At 63.1% G+C, this 14,851-nt stretch carries 9 protein-coding genes; all 9 read left to right on the top strand.

The window, feature by feature from the left end; translation table 11 throughout:
• The first annotated feature begins 131 nt into the window (after positions 1–131).
• The 9 genes from tpa (at position 132) to CUR21_RS00615 (ending at position 14,821) form a co-directional block, all read left to right on the top strand.
• Positions 132–1,508, top strand: coding sequence for a hypotaurine--pyruvate aminotransferase Tpa (gene tpa, locus CUR21_RS00655; RefSeq protein WP_100195085.1), 1,377 nt, complete (start codon positions 132–134; stop codon positions 1,506–1,508).
• 194 nt (positions 1,509–1,702) lie between these two features.
• Positions 1,703–3,172: a PLP-dependent aminotransferase family protein gene (locus CUR21_RS00650; protein WP_100195084.1), complete on the top strand. Its 1,470-nt coding sequence runs from the start codon at positions 1,703–1,705 to the stop codon at positions 3,170–3,172.
• Positions 3,173–3,276: 104 nt separating this feature from the next.
• Entirely contained in the window at positions 3,277–5,049 is a 1,773-nt protein-coding gene (gene xsc, locus CUR21_RS00645; RefSeq protein WP_100195083.1) for a sulfoacetaldehyde acetyltransferase, read from the top strand.
• Complete coding sequence (locus tag CUR21_RS00640) at positions 5,046–5,786, top strand: TSUP family transporter (RefSeq protein WP_100195082.1); 741 nt, start codon at positions 5,046–5,048, stop codon at positions 5,784–5,786. The genes xsc and CUR21_RS00640 overlap by 4 nt, the downstream gene beginning before the upstream one ends.
• Positions 5,783–6,880, top strand: coding sequence for an acetate/propionate family kinase (locus CUR21_RS00635; protein ID WP_100195081.1), 1,098 nt, complete (start codon positions 5,783–5,785; stop codon positions 6,878–6,880). The genes CUR21_RS00640 and CUR21_RS00635 overlap by 4 nt, the downstream gene beginning before the upstream one ends.
• Entirely contained in the window at positions 6,877–9,654 is a 2,778-nt protein-coding gene (locus CUR21_RS00630) for a molybdopterin oxidoreductase family protein (RefSeq protein WP_100195080.1), read from the top strand. The genes CUR21_RS00635 and CUR21_RS00630 overlap by 4 nt, the downstream gene beginning before the upstream one ends.
• Positions 9,651–10,388 carry a 4Fe-4S dicluster domain-containing protein gene (locus CUR21_RS00625; RefSeq protein WP_100195079.1) on the top strand — a complete coding sequence of 246 codons (738 nt, stop codon included), beginning with the start codon at positions 9,651–9,653 and terminating at the stop codon, positions 10,386–10,388. The genes CUR21_RS00630 and CUR21_RS00625 overlap by 4 nt, the downstream gene beginning before the upstream one ends.
• On the top strand, positions 10,389–11,258 hold the full coding sequence (locus CUR21_RS00620) for a DmsC/YnfH family molybdoenzyme membrane anchor subunit (protein ID WP_100195078.1): 870 nt from the start codon (positions 10,389–10,391) through the stop codon (positions 11,256–11,258).
• Positions 11,259–11,353: 95 nt separating this feature from the next.
• On the top strand, positions 11,354–14,821 hold the full coding sequence (locus CUR21_RS00615; RefSeq protein WP_198431572.1) for a PAS domain S-box protein: 3,468 nt from the start codon (positions 11,354–11,356) through the stop codon (positions 14,819–14,821).
• The last annotated feature ends 30 nt before the right edge of the window (positions 14,822–14,851 follow it).

The raw sequence follows: 14,851 nt of genomic DNA, 5'->3' as shown, positions 1-14,851 counted from the left end.
ATGATTTTGCATCTGGCTCTATCGGGGTGGGGCGTCTGGCCCTACGATTGCCTGCGGCAAAGGCGGATGCTGGCGACAGGCCCGCCCCTATGGCGAAAGGGCTGGGGCGGGACCACAGAAGGACACGGCGCATGGACGGCTACAGCAGCAATGATATTTCAGCGGTGGTCGAGGCAGACCGCGCCCACATCTGGCACCACCTGAGCCAGCATAAGGCCTATGAAACGATTGATCCACGCGTCATCATCGAAGGCAAGGGCATGCGCGTCTGGGATGCGCGGGGCAAGGAGCATCTGGATGCCGTCTCTGGCGGGGTCTGGACGGTGAACGTGGGCTATGGGCGCGAAAGCATCGCCAACGCGGTGCGCGACCAGCTGATCAAGATGAATTATTTCGCCGGTGCCGCAGGGTCGGTTCCGGGCGCGCGCTTTGCCCAGAGATTGATCGAAAAGATGCCGGGCCTGAGCCGCGTCTATTATTCGAACTCGGGGTCCGAGGCGAATGAGAAGGTCTACAAGATGGTGCGCCAGATCGCGCACAAGCATCATGGCGGGCGCAAATGGAAGATCCTCTACCGGGAACGCGACTATCACGGCACCACCATCGGCACATTGGCCACCAGCGGTCAGGCGCAGCGGGCGGCGCAATATGGGCCCTATCCCGATGGCTTTGTGATGGTCCCGCATTGTCTGGACTACCGCGCGCAGTGGGAGGGCGACAATTACGGGGAGCGCGCGGCAGCTGCGATCGAAGAGGTGATCCTGCGCGAAGGGCCCGACACGGTGGGCTGTCTGGTGCTGGAGCCGATCACGGCGGGCGGCGGCGTGATCGTGCCGCCTGCGGGCTATTGGGAGCGGGTGCAGGAGATTTGCCGCAAGCATGACATCCTGCTGCACATCGATGAGGTGGTCTGCGGTGTGGGCCGCACCGGCACATGGTTTGGCTATCAGCATTACGGCATCCGCCCCGATTTCGTGACGATGGCCAAGGGTGTGGCCTCGGGCTATGCCGCGATTTCCTGCACGGTGACGACCGAGGCGGTGTTCGACCTGTTTAAGGATGATCCCGGCGATCCCATGAGCTATTTCCGCGACATTTCCACCTTTGGCGGCTGCACGGCGGGTCCGGCGGCGGCGCTGGAAAACATGCGGATCATCGAGGATGAGGATTTGCTGAACAACACCATCGCCATGGGCGAGCGGTGCCTGAACAACCTGCGCGGGCTGATGGACAAGCACAGGGTGATTGGCGATGTGCGCGGCAAGGGGTTGTTCCTTGGGGCCGAGCTGGTGGCGGATCGCGGCACCAAAGAGGCGCTGGACGAAAAGACGGTGCAGGCGGTGGTGGCCGATTGCATGGCGCAAGGGGTCATCATCGGCGCGACCAACCGCAGCCTTCCGGGGCTGAACAACACGCTGTGCCTGAGCCCCGCGCTGATCGCGGGCCCGGATGACATCGACCAGATCACCGATGCGATTGACCAAGCCCTGACGCGCGTCTGCGGCTGAGGGGGGATCAGAAGAATGGCATCCTCCGCCCCAGAGAGGGGCAGAGGATCGTGTTTTTGCGTCGTCGTCGCCTGCGGCTCCTCCTCCGCGAAGGGCCTCCGGCGGGAGTATTTCGGAAAGCTGCAAATGCAAGGCCGGGCTTGACCTTTGAACATGCGCGGCGTTTCTGGTCTTAGTCCTGATAAGGCCAGATTATGCCCATTCCCGCCGACGCTTTCTTCATGCCGCCCGGCACCGCAGGCACCTTGCAAAGCCGCATCCGATCCATGGTGGTGCAAGGCGTGTTGGCGGGGCGATTGCGGCCGGGCGACAAGATGCCGTCGTCGCGGGGATTGGCGGCGCATCTGGGGGTGAGCCGTATCACCGTCACCTTGGCCTATGCCGATCTGGTGTCATCGGATTACCTCTCGGCGCGCGGGCGGTCAGGGTATTTTGTCTCTGACACAGCGCCGCGTGCGCCGGAGTTTCCGTCATCGCCCGCGCGCGATGAGGGGGTGGATTTCACCGCCCTCACCGGGGCGCGGTTTTCGGGCCTTGCGCGTCTTGCCAAGCCTGAGGATTGGGAGCGCTATCCGTTTCCGTTCATTTACGGGCAGGCGGACCCTGCCTTGTTCGACCATCAGAACTGGCGCGCCTGCGCCTTGCGTGCGCTGGGGCGGCGCGATTTTGCGGCGCTGACCTCGGATTACTATGAACGAGACGACCCTGTGCTGATCGAGCATGTTCTGCGCAGCATCCTGCCGCGCCGGGGCATCGCCGCGCGGGCCGAAGAAGTGCTGCTGACCCTGGGGGCGCAGAACGCGCTGTGGATGGCCGCGCAGGTGCTGTTGGGGCCCGGCACGCGGGCGGTGATCGAGACTCCCGGCTATCCGGGCCTGCGCGCCATTCTGGAACCGTCGGGAACGCAAATGGTGGCGGTGGATGTGGACGAGGGCGGTCTGCCGCCCGAGCGGATTCCGCAGGGCGTGGATGTGGTGTTCACCACCGCGTCGCACCAATGCCCGACCAATGCCACCATGCCGATGGCGCGACGGGTGGCTCTGCTGGAGGCGGCGGCGCGGCAGGGCTTTGTCGTGGTAGAGGATGATTACGAATTCGAGATGTCCTATCTCAAGCCGGTGGCGCCCGCGCTGAAATCCTTGGACCGTGACGGCCGCGTGATCTATGCCGGGTCGTTCTCAAAGTCGATCTTTCCGGGATTGCGGCTGGGGTACCTGGTTGGGTCGCCCAGTTTCATCGCCGAGGCGCGCGCTTTGCGTGCCTTGGTGTTGCGGCATCCGCCGGGGCATATCCAGCGCACGGTGGCCTATTTTCTGGCCGACGGGCATTATGATGCGCTGATCAACCGGATGCGGGTGGCCTTTCGCAGGCGACGTCAGGTCATGGAGGAGGCGCTGGCCGAACAGGGGCTGACCATGGCGGGGCAGGGCGGCTTTGGCGGGTCGAGCATCTGGATGCGGGCGCCTGAAGGCATCGACACCGATGTGCTTGCGGCGCGCCTGCGGGGCGAAGGGGTTCTGATCGAACCCGGGCGCGCTTTCTTTCACCCCGATCGCGCCAATCGCCAGCATTACCGCTTGGCCTATTCCTCCATCGCCCCGTCGCGCATCCCGGAGGGCATCGCCCGGATCGCGCGCGTGCAGGATCAGATGCGCCTCGGCTAACCAGCGGCTGCACTGGACTTAACCGCGCGCAAGCTCTGGCCCTAAGGCGGGGCAGGCACGCTCGGTAGACTGGCCGAAAGAACCCCAGTGCCGGAGCCGGACCGATGCGCATGACCACAGAAGAAGCCTTTGTAAAAACCTTGCAGCGGCATGGCATTGAGCATGCCTTTGGCATCATTGGCTCGGCTTTCATGCCGATTTCCGATCTGTTTCCCCGCGCCGGGATCACTTTCTGGGATTGCGCACATGAGGGCAGTGGCGGAATGATGGCCGATGGCTACACCCGCGCTTCTGGCAAGATGTGCATGATGATCGCGCAGAATGGCCCGGGGATCACCAATTTCGTGACGGCCGTGAAAACCGCGTACTGGAATCATACGCCGCTTTTGCTGGTCACGCCGCAGGCCGCAAACAAGACCATCGGCATGGGCGGATTTCAGGAAGTGGAGCAGATGGCCTTGTTCAAGGACATGGTCTGCTATCAGGAAGAGGTGCGCGACCCGAGCCGCGTGGCCGAGGTTCTGAACCGGTGCATTCTTCAGGCCAAGCGGCAATCGGCTCCGGCGCAGATCAACATGCCGCGCGATTTCTGGACGCAAGTCATCGACATCGACCTGCCTGCCGTGGTGGAGTTCGAGCGTCCGGCAGGCGGCGAGGAAGCCATTCAGGCGGCGGCGGATCTTTTGTCAGAGGCAAAGTTTCCGGTGATCTTGAACGGCGCAGGTGTCGTGCTGGCGGGCGCCATCCCGGCAAGCATGGCGCTGGCCGAACGGTTGGATGCCCCGGTCTGCGTCGGCTATCAGCACAATGACGCCTTTCCCGGGTCGCATCCCCTTTTCGCTGGGCCTTTGGGATATAATGGCAGCAAGGCTGCGATGGAGTTGATTTCGGGCGCAGATGTGGTACTTTGTTTGGGTACCCGGCTGAACCCGTTTTCAACACTCCCCGGATACGCGCTGGACTACTGGCCCAAGGCGGCCAAGATCATCCAAGTCGATATCAACCCGGATCGGATCGGGCTGACGAAAAAGGTGACAGTCGGTATTGTCGGCGACGCGAAAAAGGTCGCCGAGGCGGTTTTGGCGCGGTTGGCCATCACCGCCGGTGACCATGCGCGCAGCGAACGCAAAGCGAAGATCGCTCAGACCAAATCGGCGTGGGCACAGGCGCTTTCGTCGATGGATCACGAAGAGGATGATCCGGGCACCACATGGAATCAGCGCGCCCGCGCCGCCAAACCCGATTGGATGAGCCCGCGCATGGCGTGGCGCGCGATTCAGTCGGCTCTGCCGAAAGAGGCAATCATCTCGAGCGACATCGGCAACAATTGCGCGATTGGCAATGCTTACCCCACCTTTGAGACCGGGCGGAAATACCTTGCGCCGGGGCTGTTCGGCCCCTGTGGCTATGGGCTGCCGTCGATCATCGGGGCCAAGATTGCCTGCCCGGATGTGCCGGTGGTGGGTTTTGCGGGCGACGGTGCCTTTGGCATCGCGGTGACGGAGCTGACGGCGATTGGCCGCCCGGAATGGCCTGCGATCACCATGGTGGTGTTCCGCAATTACCAATGGGGCGCGGAAAAGCGCAACTCCACGCTTTGGTATGACGATAACTTCGTGGGCACCGAACTGGACGAGGGCGTCAGCTATGCTGGCATCGCGCGGGCTTGCGGATTGCAGGGCGTGCAGGCCCGCACGATGGACGAGCTACGTGCGGCACTGACACAGGCGCTTGCCGATCAGAAGGCGGGCAAGACCACCTTGATCGAAGCCCTGATCAACCAAGAACTGGGCGAGCCGTTCCGGCGCGATGCGATGAAGAAACCCGTTGAGGTGGCCGGGATCTCTGCGGCCGATATGCGCCCGCAGACTGTATGATCCCCTTTGGCCTGACCGGGGCAGAAGCGGGGTTGGTGGCGGCAGGAATGGTCGTGGCAGGCTATGTCCGGGGCTATTCCGGCTTTGGTTTTGCGGCGCTGGTCATGCTGTTTGCCGCACTGGTCACCGATCCATTCCCCTTTGTGCCGGTGGTCATTCTGGCCGATATCGTCATGACGCTGGGGCAGGCGCGCGGGATCTGGGCGCATATCGACTGGCGCCGGGTGGCCGGGTTGTTTGCGGGCTGTCTGGTCGGGGTGCCCGTGGGTGTGGCCGCCGTCCAGTGGGCAGGGGCAGATCTGGGCCGCGCGGTGCTGTCGGTCTTTGTGCTGGCGATGTGCGCACTGCTTTTGGCCGGATGGTACATCGGGCGACAAGGCTTGGGCGCCCATGTCGGGGTGGGCGCTGTCTCGGGGCTTGCCAATGGCATGGCGGTGGGCGGGCTTCCGGTTGCGGTGTTCTTTACGGCACAAGGGGTGGCACCGGTGGTGTTCCGCGCCACGGTGATCGCCTATTTCACCGCGCTCGACCTGTGGTCGCTGCCCGTCTTGTGGCAGGCGGGGCAGATCACCCGCGACAGTTTCGTCGCAACCGCCTTGGGCCTGCCCTTCATGCTGGCCGGGCTGGCCTTGGGCGATCGCCGCTTTGCCCGGACCAGCCCACAAGACTTTCGCCGCTTTGCCATATTGCTCTTGGCCGGGCTTTCCGTGGCCGGGCTTCTCAGATCGGTGACATGATGCTTTTGGTCGTCAATTCAGGGTCTTCCTCGGTGAAGCTTGCGGCCTTCGAGGGCACACAGCAGCGGGCGCAGGCGCAGGTGGACCGCATTGGCAGCGGTGGCCCTCCTGACCACGCGGAAGCGCTGGCCCTTGGCGTTGCGCAACTCGCCGTGCCGGCCCGTCAGATCCGGGCGGCGGCGCATCGGGTCGTGCATGGTGGCGCCGAACTCACGCGGACCTGCCGCATCACGCCCGCGATCGAGCAGACCATCGCGGCCTGCGCGACACTGGCACCGTTGCACAATCCGCCTGCCTTGGCGGGCATCGCGGCGGTGGCGCGGCTTTGGCCGGGTCTGCCGCAATATGCAGCCTTCGACACCGCGTTTCACGCCAGCAATCCAGACGTGGCCACCACCTACGCCCTGCCTGCGGCCGAGCGGGCGCGCGGGGTGCGGCGGTATGGATTTCACGGCCTGTCTTACGCGGCAATTGTTCGAAACATGCAACATTGCTACCCCAACGGCGTTCCAAAGCGGCTTCTTTCGTTTCATTTGGGCAATGGGGCTTCGTCCTGCGCGATCGTCGACGGCCATTCTGTCGCCTCGAGCATGGGGTTTTCACCGCTTGATGGTCTGACCATGGGGACCCGCCCCGGTGGTCTCGATCCTGCTGTGGTGCTTGATCTGGTGGCCCGTCACGGGCTGGAGCAAACCGCGCAGATGCTGAATCGCGGCTCGGGCCTCAAGGCTCTGGGCGGCAGCAATGACATACGCGCGTTGCACGCAGCCCGGACGCCCGAGGCAGAATTTGCCATTGCGCATTTTTGCTATTGGGCGGCCCGGCATGGTGCTTCGCTCTGCGCCGCAATGGGAGGCGTGGATGCGATCACCTTTACTGGCGGAATTGGTGAGAATGACGGCATTTGCCGTTCCAATATCTTGAATCACCTTGCCTTTCTGGGGGCGGTCATGGACGGTGACGCCAATGCAAGGGGGGAGAAGGCCTTGCATGCCGCGACCTCGCGTGTCGCCGTCTGGATCGTACCTGCCGATGAGGAACGCCAGATTGCGATTGAGACAGCGGCCGCCATGAGCCGGGAGGGGCAGACATGAACCAGCCGTTTGTGAACACATCGCCGCAAGTCTCTGACGAGATACGTCAAACCACCTGCTACATGTGTGCCTGCCGCTGTGGGATCAATGTGCATCTGAAAAGCGGCCGCGTCTCCTACATCGAAGGCAATCGTGACCACCCCATCAACAAGGGCGTCCTTTGCGCCAAAGGGGCGTCGGGCATCATGCAAGTGACCGCCCCCAGCCGGCTGCGTGCGCCCTTGCGCCGGGTTGGGCCGCGCGGATCTGGTGCTTTTGAGGAAATCAGCTGGGAAGAGGCGCTGCAAACGGCGGTGGATTGGATGCGCCCGCTGCGCGATACCGCACCGGAAAAGCTCGCGTTTTTCACAGGGCGTGATCAGTCACAGGCGCTGACAGGATGGTGGGCGCAAGCCTTTGGCACGCCAAATTATGCCGCGCATGGCGGGTTTTGTTCGGTCAATATGGCGGCAGCGGGGATTTATACCCTCGGCGGCGCCTTTTGGGAGTTTGGCGCGCCGGATTGGGAACGCAGCAAGCTTTTTGTGTTGTTCGGCGTGGCCGAAGATCATGACAGCAATCCGATCAAGATTGGCATCGGCAAAATGAAGGCGCGCGGGGCACGGGTGATCGGGGTGAACCCGATCCGCACCGGCTATAACGCGGTGGCCGATGACTGGATCGGCATCACGCCCGGGACCGATGGTTTGCTGATCCTGTCGCTCATTCACTGCTTGCTCGAGTCGGGCAAGGTGGATCTCGACTATCTCGCGCGGTTCACCAACGCGGCTTATCTGGTCAACAGCACGGACGGGCCAAACAAAGGGCTTTTCGTGCGCAATGCCGAAGCGCAACCCTTTGTGATTGACCGCCGCACCGGTGCCCCCGCCCCATGGGAGGCAAAGGGTGTGCAGCCCGATCTGGGCGCTGTGTGGCAAGGCCACCGGACCGTGTTCCAACATATGGCCGAGCGGTATCTGGCTTCGGAATACGCGCCAGAGGCCGTTGCCGAGCGGTGTGGTGTCACCGCCTTGCGCATCCGGCAACTGGCCGCCGAACTGGCGTCGGTCGCCTTTGATCAGGCCGTCGAAATTGCGCAGCCTTGGGTCGATTTTCGCGGCGACGAACATGCCACCATGATCGGTCGCCCGGTCAGTTTTCATGCGATGCGGGGCATCTCGGCCCATTCCAACGGCTTTCAGACCGCCCGCGCCTTGCATCTTTTGCAAATCCTGCTCGGGGCTGTGGAAACACCGGGCAGTTGGCGCATGAAACCCCCTTACCCGAAGCCGGTCGAGGCGCATCCAACGCCGCATTTCGTTTCGGTGCCGGGCAAGCCCTTGTCAGGACCGATCCTTGGCTATGTGCGCGGGCCAGAGCAACTTGCCTTGCGCCCCGATGGCAGTCCTGCGCGCATCGACAAGGCGTATAGCTGGGAAAATCCCTTCTCGGCTCATGGGTTGATGCATATGGTCATTCCCAATGCCGCTGCGGGGGAGCCTTATCGCATCGATACGCTGTTTCTGTATATGGCGAATATGGCGTGGAATTCGTCGATGAACACAGCGCAGGTCATGCAGATGCTGACCGCGCAAGAGTCCGATGGCAGTTACACGATTCCCCGGATCATCTACTCCGATGCCTATGCGTCCGAAATGGTGGCCTATGCCGATCTGATCCTGCCGGACACCACCTATCTGGAGCGTCACGATTGCATCAGCATGCTCGACCGCCCGGTCAGCGAGCCGGACGCTGCAGGGGATGCCATTCGCTGGCCCGTGGTCGAGCTTGACCGTGACGTGCGCGGCTTTCAATCCGTGCTGCTTGATTTGGGCGCGCGTCTTGGCTTGCCGGGCATGGTGAATTCGGACGGCACCGCCCTCTACAAGGATTACGCCGAATACATGGTCAACCACCTGCGTCGCCCGGGGGTGGGGCCCTTGATGGGCTTTCGTGGCACAGGTGCAGAGGAAGGGCGCGGCGCGGCCAACCCCGCGCAAATTGCGCGATACATCGAAAACGGTGGCTTTTATCAGGCGCACGTCCCCGAGGCGGCCAGCTTCTTCAAGCCTTGGAACATGGCCTATCAGGAGTGGGCGGTCGAGATCGGGTTGTTTGACACGCCCCAGCCTTACCTGTTCAACATCTGGTCCGAGCCGATGCGCCGCTTTCAATTGGCTGCCGAAGGGCATGGGCCTCACCAGCCGCCCGATCATCTGCGGGACCGGTTGCGCCAAGCAATGGACCCGCTGCCGCTGTGGTATGCGCCTTTCGGGGACGCGGATGAGCGTTTTCCGATCCATGCCCTGACCCAAAGACCGATGGACATGTATCACTCTTGGGGGAGCCAGAATGCGTGGCTGCGGCAGATCAGGGGGCATAACCCGCTGTTCGTGCCGACCAAGCTGTGGAAAGAGCATGGCTTTCATGAAGGCGATTGGGCGCGCGTCACCTCGGCCAACGGTCAGATCACGGTGCCTGTGGTCCATATGGCCGCCTTGAACCCGCACACCGTCTGGACATGGAACGCCATCGGCAAGCGCAAGGGGGCATGGGCCTTGAACGATGGCGCTCCGGAAGCGACGCGGGGCTTTCTTTTAAACCATCTGATCTCAGAGCTTTTGCCGCCGAAAGGGGATGGCATGCGCTATTCGAATTCTGATCCGGTCACCGGACAAGCGGCTTGGTTCGATCTGCGCGTGCGTATTGAACGCGTGCCGGCCCCCGACGGTGGCGCAAGCCTGCCGGCTTTTGGCGCCGTGCCGCGTGTGGTGCCGGAAGGGGGTGCAAAATGACCTGTCTGCCGGGAAAGACCGACAAGGCCTTGGGGCTGGTGATCGACCTTGATACCTGCGTGGGCTGCCAAGCCTGCGTGACGGCCTGCAAAGGCTGGAACGACCAAGGCTATGGCGCGCCGCTCTCAGATCAAAACCCTTATGGTGCAGAACCTTCGGGCACCTTTCTCAACCGCGTTCACAGCTATCAGGTTCAGCCCGATGCGGCTGCCCCGATGATTGTGAATTTCCCGCGCTCTTGCCTGCATTGCGCCGATGCGCCCTGTGTGACGGTCTGCCCCACTGGCGCAAGTTACAAGCGGGCGGAAGATGGCATCGTGCTGGTGAATGAGGATGCCTGCATCGGTTGCGGCCTGTGCGCTTGGGCCTGCCCTTATGGCGCGCGCGAAATGGATGCTGATGCGGGTGTGATGAAGAAATGCACGCTTTGCGTCGACCGCATCTATAATGACACCCTGCCCGAGGTTGACCGCGAACCCGCCTGTGTGCGCACTTGCCCCACCGGTGCGCGGCATTTTGGCGATCTCGCAGATCCGACAAGCGCGGTCAGCCAGTTGGTGGCGGCCCGCGCAGGCTATGACCTGATGCCCGAGCAAGCGACCCGGCCCACCAACAAATACTTGCCGCCCCGTCAGAAGGATCGCCCGGATCAGGCCAGCCTTCTGGCCCCCTTGCTGGACATCAAGGCCACGGGGTTTGCGGGATGGCTTGACCGGGTATTGGGGAAGATCTGAATGAATCCGGCACCTTCGGTTATTGTCTTCACGGTTCTGTCTGGCATGGGTTTTGGCTACCTTGCCCTTCTGGCCACGTTTCACGACTACAGCGGCGCGGCGGCGTTCTGGCATTGGGCCTTTGGTTATGTCTTGGCGACCATCGGTCTGATGGCTTCGGTGTTTCACCTTGGCAATCCGCAGCGGGCGTGGCGGGCCTTTACCCAATGGCGCAGCAGCTGGCTCAGCCGCGAGGCTTGGGGCGCAGTGCTGACCCTTCTGGCCTTTGCGCCCTTGGCGCTGTCCGACTGGCTGGGCCTCGGCCTGCCGCGCGGGTTTGGCTGGCTGGGGGCTGCGCTCGCCCTTGCCACCGTGCTGGCGACCGGAATGATCTATGCTCAAATCCGCGCCGTGCCGCGCTGGCACCACTGGAGCGTCCCGCTGCTGTTTCTGGCCTATGCGGTGGCGGGCGGGTGTCTGTTGGCGGGGTTTCGCGTCTCGGCCATTCTTGCGCTGGTGGCGGTGGCCATCACGCTGTGGCTGCATTGGCGCATCGGGGATGGTGCCTTTGCCCGGGCTGGCAGCACCTTGGGCAGCGCGACGGGGTTGGGCGCGCGTGGCGCCGTTTCGGTGTTTGAACCTGCACATACCGCCGGAAGCTATCTGCTGCGCGAGATGATCTATGTTGTCGGGCGACGGCATGTGCCAAAGCTGCGCATGCTCGCGCTTGGGGCCGGTGTGGCCGCGCCCGTGCTGGCCTTGCTGCTTGTGCCGGGCACGGCTGGCTTTGGTCTGGCGATCCTGCTGTATCTTGTTGGGGCCTTGGCCCAACGCTGGCTGTTCTTCGCTCAGGCCGAACATGTCGTCGGATTGTACTACGGCAAGCGCTAAGCACTTGCACGAGATGCAAGGCTGGCACATTCTTGCAACCTGGAGTGAGAGCCTGACAGAAGGTCAGCGCACAGGACGCGATGGACAATCACGGCATGAAGGGAATTGACGTCGGGGCTTTGCTCCTTGCGTGTGCGCAAGGCCTTGCCGATCTGGCAGAGGCCGGGCTGGAAGAGGACCAGCCTCAGGCGATCGAAAACGCGGCGCAACAGATGCTCGACAGCCTCGCTCGGGGTCTGTCGGTTCCCTTGCGGCTGACCGTCGGGGCGCGCGCATGGCAGGCGGGGCAGGGGCCCGTCAAGGGAACCTGCCTGAGCGACAAGAATGCGGGGCTTGCGGGTCTTCCGCATGACTTGCCCGCCCCGGTGTCTGAGGCGCTGAAGGCTGTGCTGCGCAGTTTGCAAGCCTTGTTCCGCAGGCAGGACGGCCTTGCCACGCGCCAGCTTGCCGCCCAACAGGCTGATGCCAAGATCGCGCGGCGTGATGAACTGCTGCGCCGGCTTTTTGATCTGTCACCCTTGGGCATCGTTCTGATCGACTATACAAGCGGTCAGATCATTGAAGCCAATACGGCCTTCATGTCCTTTGGCGACTGGCCGCGTGACGCGCTGATCGGCACACCGATCCGGTCGATCCTTCCGGCCGGACACGAGGCGGTTGTCGAAAGAACCATCGCGGATGTGAAGGAAGGTGGCCGCTTCGGTCCGATCGACCAGAGCTTTCAGCGCCCTGATGGTTCTCATTTCCCGTCGGTTCTGCGCGGCTTTCTGCTGACGACGGGCTATGGTCAGCGCATTCTTTGGGTGATGGTCGAAGACATCAGTGAGATGCGCGCCTACTTGGCCGAAGTGCGCGCCGTGCGGGACGAGGCCTTGCGGTTCCGGGCAGAATTGCACAGTGCCGTGCAGGCCTTGCCGCATGGCTTCATGCTTTTTGATGCGCAAGACCGCATCGTGATGGTGAATGCCTGCATGAAGGCCATGTATCCAGCCTTGGCACATCTGATGGAGCCCGGTGGCACCTATGCCGAAGTGCTGCGGACGGGCCATGCCCTGAACATCTGGGCTGTGCCCGAGGATGAGAAACAGGCCATGGTGGACACCACCTTGGCCGAGCGGACACTGCCTGTGTCGGACAGGCTGACGGGTCTGACCGATGGCAGGGTGATCCGCGCCTTGGACCGGCAGATTTCCAACGGCGGGCGCGTCGGCCTGCGCATTGACGTGACGGCCGAACACGAAAGCAAAGAGCGGCTGACCCATGTGATCGAAGGCTCTCAGGCGGGAACGTGGGAATGCGACTTCCTGACATGGGAGAACCGGGTCAATGCGCGTTGGGCGTCGATGCTGGGGTGGACGTGCGAGGAACTTGCGCCCATCACCCTGAACACATGGCGCGACCTGTTGCATCCCGAAGATGTCGAGCATGCCATGGCCTGTCTGTCGCCGGTCACGCGCGGTGAGGCGGATCTTTACGAAGCCGTGTTCCGCCTGCGGCACAAGGCAGGGCATTGGGTCTGGGTCCAGTCCCGCGCCACGGTTTCGATGCGCGGCTCTGACGGTTTGCCGCTGCGCCTCTCGGGCGTGCATGTCGATGTTTCGGCACTCAAGGCCGCCGAAGAGCGGTTGCAACAAATCATCGAAGGCGCCGAGGCCGGGATCTGGCATCACGACATGCTGACAGGTCTGTGCCATGTCAACGACATCTGGGTGGGCATGCTCGGCTATACGCTTGAGGAACTCGGCCCCGTGACCGACGCGGTCTGGCAAGGCCTTTTGCACCCCGATGACTGGATCATGCTGAACCGCAACATGGAAGAGCGTTTCAGCAGCGGCACCCGGCACTTTGAGGATGAATTGCGCCTGCGCCACAAGGCCGGACATTGGGTCTGGGTGGCCTCCCGGGGGCAGGTCACAGAATGGGATATGCAAGGCAATCCCACCGCGACGTCTGGCGTGCATCTCGACATCAGCGCACGCAAGGGGCTTGAAGTCGACCTGAGGGCCGAGCGCGACTTTCTGGCGACATTGATGGAAACCTCGGGGTCCGGCATTCTTGCGGTGGATGAGGCCGCGCGCGTGGTGTTCTTCAACCGGGAAGTGCAATCCATCTTCGAACTTCCGGCAGAAGCCTTGCAAGATCAACTCTGCGATCCCGTCGCCTTGCGGATCATGGACAGCGACGGCCATGTCTTGCCTTTTTCTGCCATGCCCTGCCGGGTGGCATTGAGCAGCGGCCAGATGGTGCGCGACGTGCGGCTGCGCCTTGGGATGCTGGATGGTCGCGTCAAGGTCGTGTCCGTCAATGCCACGGTCCTGCCCGACCCGGTGATGTCGGCGCGTGTGGTCTGCACCGTCACCGACATCACCGCGGCCTCCCAAGCCGAAGATGACCTGCGGGCCGCGATTGACCGTGCCGAAGCGGCCAGCCGCGCCAAGTCGCAGTTTCTGGCGAACATGAGCCACGAATTGCGCACCCCGCTGAACGGCGTGCTTGGCATGGCGGAATTGCTGGCGGCCGGCGATCTGGATGGTTCGCAGCGTGGCATGCTGGGGGCCATCCGCGAGTCGGGCGCGCATCTGTTGTCTGTCGTGAATGATCTGCTTGATCTGGCCAAGATCGAGAGCGGCAAGCTCGTGCTGGAACTCGCCCCGATGAACCTCGCGGATTTGGCGTCGCGGATCGAAGCGATGCATGGGCTTTCCGCGCGGCGCAAGGCGGTCGCCTTGAGCATCACCTTGGGGCCGGGCACCGAACGCCTGCGGCGTGGCGATGCCAAGCGCGTCCTTCAGGTGCTGCACAATCTGGTTGGAAATGCGGTCAAGTTTACCGAAGCCGGCGCTGTCACCGTCACCCTCGCCGAAGAGCCCAGCCATCCGGGCCGCATCCGCATAACTGTGGCCGATACAGGCATCGGCATGACGCGAGATCAGACGGAGCACGTCTTCGAGGAATTCACGCAAGGCGATGAATCGATCACGCGCCGCTTCGGCGGAACCGGTCTGGGCCTGCCCATCGTGCGGCGTCTTGTCGGCTTGATGGATGGCGAGATCACCTTGGTCAGTGCGCATGGGGAGGGCACCACCGTGACGGTCAGCCTGCCGATGCCTGCCGAGGTCGGCCTGCCCTCTGCGGTCTGGCAACAGGCCGAGGCACCGGCGCAGCACGCGCCGCTCAAGGGGTTGCGCGCGCTTCTGGCGGAAGACAATGCCACGAACCGGCTCATCATCCGCACGATGCTGGCACGGCTTGGCATCTCTGTGACACAGGTCTGCGACGGCGATGAAGCGGTTGAAGCTTGGGCCCCGGACCTGTTTGACGTGTTGCTGCTCGACATCTCGATGCCGCGCAAGGATGGGCTGACAGCATTGGCCGAGTTGCAGCACAAGGCCGGTGCGGCCGGGCTTCCGCCGGTGCTGGCAGTCACCGCAAATGCCATGGCGCAGCACCTTCAGGATTATCGCCGCGCCGGATTTTCCGATGTCGTGACCAAGCCTGTCACGCTTGAGGCACTGGCAGGCGCGATCGCGCGCACGCGGCCCAAGATCGGTGCGCTGTCTTAGGCAGTTGCGGGGCCTGTGCAAAAGGCAGTT

Origin of the sequence: Pseudorhodobacter sp. MZDSW-24AT (assembly GCF_002794355.1) — a bacterium.
Classification (GTDB): Bacteria; Pseudomonadota; Alphaproteobacteria; order Rhodobacterales; family Rhodobacteraceae; genus Pseudotabrizicola.
Note: the sequence above shows the minus strand (reverse complement) of the source record. Positions and strands in the feature narration are given on the sequence as shown.